Source organism: Burkholderia sp. LMG 13014, assembly GCF_905232215.1.
Lineage (GTDB): Bacteria > Pseudomonadota > Gammaproteobacteria > Burkholderiales > Burkholderiaceae > Burkholderia.
The window spans coordinates 1-4,347 of sequence record NZ_CAJNKE010000498.1; the positions used below are offsets into that span (position 1 = coordinate 1).

General features: G+C 67.2%; 4 protein-coding genes. 1 reads left to right on the forward strand and 3 read right to left on the reverse strand.

What is annotated here, in order from left to right; translation table 11 throughout:
* The 3 genes from JYJ84_RS29555 to fae all read right to left on the reverse strand — a co-directional run.
* The coding region (locus tag JYJ84_RS29555) for an NAD-dependent succinate-semialdehyde dehydrogenase (RefSeq protein WP_205189833.1) at nt 1-1,430 on the reverse strand (1,430 nt) is incomplete at its 3' end.
* A gap of 38 nt (nt 1,431-1,468) precedes the next feature.
* Nucleotides 1,469-2,491 (reverse strand): aldo/keto reductase, encoded by a 1,023-nt coding sequence (locus tag JYJ84_RS29560; protein WP_122948660.1) that lies wholly within the window; start codon nt 2,489-2,491, stop codon nt 1,469-1,471.
* A gap of 41 nt (nt 2,492-2,532) precedes the next feature.
* A complete protein-coding gene (gene fae / locus JYJ84_RS29565; RefSeq protein ID WP_011356415.1) occupies nt 2,533-3,057 on the reverse strand; it encodes a formaldehyde-activating enzyme in 525 nt (174 codons plus the stop codon).
* 326 nt (nt 3,058-3,383) lie between these two features.
* Here fae and JYJ84_RS29570 point away from each other — a divergent pair, with 326 nt between their 5' ends.
* The gene (locus JYJ84_RS29570; RefSeq protein ID WP_122948662.1) at nt 3,384-4,301 is read left to right on the forward strand and encodes a LysR family transcriptional regulator; all 918 of its coding nucleotides are present in this window, start codon (nt 3,384-3,386) and stop codon (nt 4,299-4,301) included.
* Nucleotides 4,302-4,347: the final 46 nt, after the last annotated feature.

Below are 4,347 nucleotides of genomic sequence, written 5' to 3' on the forward strand. Positions count from 1 at the left end.
AGCGTGTACTTGAGTTCCACGTATTCATCGAGACCGTACTTCGAGCCTTCGCGGCCGAGCCCCGATTGCTTGACGCCGCCGAACGGCGCGACTTCGGTCGAGATGATCCCGTCGTTGACGCCGACCATGCCGCTCTCCAGCGCACCCGACACGCGCCACGCGCGGCCAAGATCGCGCGTGTAGAAGTACGCGGACAGCCCGAACGGCGTGTCGTTGGCCGCGGCCACGGCCTCTTCCTCGGTCGAGAAGCGGAAGCAGCCGGCTACGGGGCCGAAGGTTTCCTCTTCGGCGATCAGCATGTCGGCCGTCATGCCGGTCAGCACGGTCGGCTCGTAGAACGTGCCGCCGAGCGCGTGACGCTTGCCGCCGGTGAGCGCGTGCGCGCCCTTCGCGGTGGCATCGGCCACGTGCCGCTCGACCTTGCCGAGCGCCGCCTCGTTGATCAGCGGCCCCTGGTCGACTTCACCCGCGAGCGCGTTGCCGACGCGCAGCTTGCGCACGGCGTCCGCGAGCTTGCGCGTGAACGCGTCGTACACGCCGTCCTGCACGAGGAAGCGGTTCACGCACACGCAGGTTTGCCCGGTATTGCGGAACTTCGACGCGATCGCGCCTTCGACCGCTGCATCGAGATCGGCATCGTCGAAGACGATGAACGGCGCGTTGCCGCCGAGTTCGAGCGACAGCTTCTTCAACGTGTCGGCCGACTGCTTTGCGAGCAGCTTGCCGACCCGCGTCGAGCCTGTGAACGACAGCTTGCGCACGACGGACGAATGCGTGAGCGCCTCGCCGATCGCCACCGCATCGCCCGACACGACGTTGAACACGCCGGTCGGCACGCCCGCGCGCTCGGCGAGCACCGCGAGCGCGAACGCCGACAACGGCGTTTCCTCGGACGGCTTCAGCACCATCGTGCAGCCGGCCGCGAGTGCGGGGCCGGCCTTGCGCGTGATCATCGCAAGCGGGAAATTCCACGGCGTGATCGCCGCGACGACGCCGACCGGCTCGCGCGTGACGACGATCTGCGAATTCGGCTTCGGGCTCGGGATCACGTCGCCGTACATGCGCTTCGCTTCTTCCGCGAACCATTCGAGAAAGCTCGCCGCGTACGCGACTTCGCCGCGCGCTTCCGCGAGCGGTTTGCCTTGCTCGCGCGTCAGCAGCTCGGCGAGCGCGTCGCGGTGTTCGAGCATCAGCTCGCCCCAGCGCTTCACGCGTGCGCCGCGTTCCTTCGCGGTCAGTGCGCGCCAGGCCGGAAACGCGCGCGCGGCGGCGTCGATCGCGCGCTGCGCGTCGTCGGCGCTGCCCTTCGCGACCTTCGCGATGGTTTCGCCGGTCGCCGGATTCAGCACCGGATAGGTTGCGTCGCTCGCGCCGTGCGCTTCGTGCCATTCGCCGCCGATGTAATGGCCGGTCCTCAGAAATTCGTTCATGGTGTGTCGTTCCTTCAATGCCTCGGAGCCTCAGTGCGTCAGTCCGCCGCGAAACTGCCCTGCGCCGGACGCGACTCGCGCGCGATGCGCTTGCCGGCCGTGTAGTCGTTGATCAGGTCGCACGGCGTGTAGTTGCGTTCCAGCTCGTGCAGCTCTTCTTCGGTGAGTTGCGTCTCGAGTGCGCCGAGCGCGCTGTCGAACTGCGCGACGGAATCCGCGCCGACCAGCATGCTCGCGACGCCGGGACGGCTCAGCACCCATGCCTGTGCGATCTGCGCGGGCGGCACGCCGCGGCGCTTCGCGACCTTCGCGACCGATGCGGCAATCGCGAGCGACGAAGCATCGCCGTACATCTGCGCGGTGAAGAAGTCGGTCTGGTTGCGCGTCGATTGCGGCTCGCAGGTGAGCAGGCCGCGCGCGAGCGGGCTGAATACCGACACGCCGACGCCCTGGTCGATGCAGTACGGCACCATCTCGCGCTCTTCCTCGCGATACGCGAGGTTCAGCTGCAGCTGCATGTTGATCGGCTTGTCCCAGCCGTTTCGTTCGCAGGCCTGCATGATCTTTGCGAACTGCCACGTGTACATCGTCGATACGCCGATATAGCGTGCCTTGCCCGCGCGCACGATGTCGTGCAGCGTGCTCATCGTTTCCTCGACGGGCGTGTTCACGTCGAAGAAGTGCAGCATGAAGATGTCGACGTAATCCATCCCGAGGCGCTTCAGCGACCCGTCGATGCCGTCGAGCACGTGCTTGCGCGAATGGCCGCCCGCGTTCGGATAGCTGCCCATGTCGTAGCCGACCTTGGTCGTCACGACGAGCTCCTCGCGGCGCGCGTTGCGCTTCAGGATGCGGCCGACCACTTCCTCGCCGACGCCGGTCGAATAGAAATCCGCGAGATCGATGAAGTTCACGCCGGCGTCGAGCGCGCGGCGCACGATCGGCTCGCTCTGCGCTTCATCGAAGATCCAGGGCTTCCATTCGGGGGTGCCCATGTTCATCGTGCCGAGACACAGGCGGGACACCTTCAGGCCGGACTGGCCGAGGCGGACGTATTCCATGTTTCCTCCAGATGCGGCCTTGTGTCGGCCGCTTGTCGTCGTCAGTTTTTCTTCGGGGTGTAGAACGGGTTCGACACGTCGCGCGCGGCGGCGAACACCGCGTCGCGATGCGGCAGCCCTTCCATCGCGGCGACGATCGCATTGCGGCACGCGCGATAGTTGTTCTCGAACACGGCATCGAGATCGTCGGTCTGCGGGTTCACCCAGTTCGCCGACACGACGACCCAGTCGTTCTCCGCTTCGGGCGGCAGCGTGCCGTTCTCGAGCGCTTCGGCCACGGCCTTCGCGATGCCGGCCTGCGACGCGCCCCACGTGGCATTGCCGTGGAAATCGCTGGCGATCTGCGCCTTGTTCACGTACAGCGTGAGCGGCTTGGTCGGCACGCCCGGCTGCGCGATCACGACGAACGGTGCATGGCCGGCCGACGGCGTCGCGAGCGCGGTCGCGAACGCTTGCCCGGCCGGGCCGTTGCGCGGGCCGACCAGCACGTTGATGTGCGCGAGGTTGACGCCGGGGCCTTCGAAGCCTTCGCCGATGTAAAGCTGCCTGGGTTGGGATGCGGTCATTGCGGTGTCTCGTCGATGAGGTTGGGTGTGAGGCGATTGTGGTGGGCCGCGGCGCGGCCGGTGAATCGATGATTTCTGATCGGGCTATGAGTTTTCGTCGTCTCCGGGAAAGCCCTGAGCGCGGCACGCGAATGCCCGCCGGGCGGGCCTCGGCCGTTGTCGTGACGGCGGACGGGGCGGGATCGGCGGGTGGGCATTCGCGTACCGGCTCCGGGTTTGTCATACCCGGGCAGGGGTTGGAGGGCCGGGCGCATCTGGACAACAATCGGCGTACTCCGAGCCCTATCTTTCGTCTTCCCTTCTTTTTTCGAAAGCGAGTAATTCCGATGGCTGCCATTCAAAGGCCCGATTGGTCGAAGCTCAGTTCGCTCGATCCGGAGCTGATCCGGGCATTCGTCGCGGTGGTCGAGAGCGGCGGCTTCACCGCGGCGGCCCGGCAACTGCATCGCACGCAATCGACGATCAGCCTGCGCATCCGCACGCTCGAGGAGCGGCTCGACACGCACCTGTTCATGCGCAACAGCCGGCGGCTCGAACTGTCGCGCGACGGCGAGAATTTCCTGATCCATGCGCGCCGGATCATCCAGGTGCAGAACGACGCGATCCTCGCGCTGAAGCAGGCGAGCAGCGACCGCGGCGTCGTGCGCTTCGGGTTGCCGGAGGACTACGCGGAGCTGTGGTTGCCCGACCTGCTGAAGTCGTTCTATGCGATGCGGCCAGGCGCGCGCTTTCATGTGCATTGCCGCACGTCGCTCGAATTGCTCGAACGGTTGCAGGCCGGCGAGCTCGACGTCGCGCTCGTCGTGCGGCATGGGCCGAACGCGGGCGGCCGGCTGCTGGGCCGTCACGACGTCGTGTGGGCCGCGCACCAGGACTTCGCGCTCGGCCCGCAGGCGTCGGTGCCGCTCGCGCTGTTTCCGGAGACGTGCTGCTACCGGCAGCGCGGGCTGCAGGCGCTCGCGACGGCCGAGCGGCCGTATCACGTCGTCTATACGAGCCAGAGCCCGACCGGCATCAAGATCGCGGTGAACCACGGCGCGGCCGTGACGATGATCGATCGCTGCACGCTGCCGGAGAACTGGCGCGTGCTCGACGAGACGGACGGGCTGCCGCCGCTGCCGGCAGCCGATCTCGAACTGCATCGCTCGCCGGGCATCTGCGATCCGCTGACCGACGATCTCGTGTCGCTGATCGAATCGATGGTCGACGAGCGGCGGCGCGCGTCGCTCGAGGCGTTCGCGTAGCGGGGCGGCCGCAGCGCAGGCACGGCTGGCGCGAGCTGTTGCACGC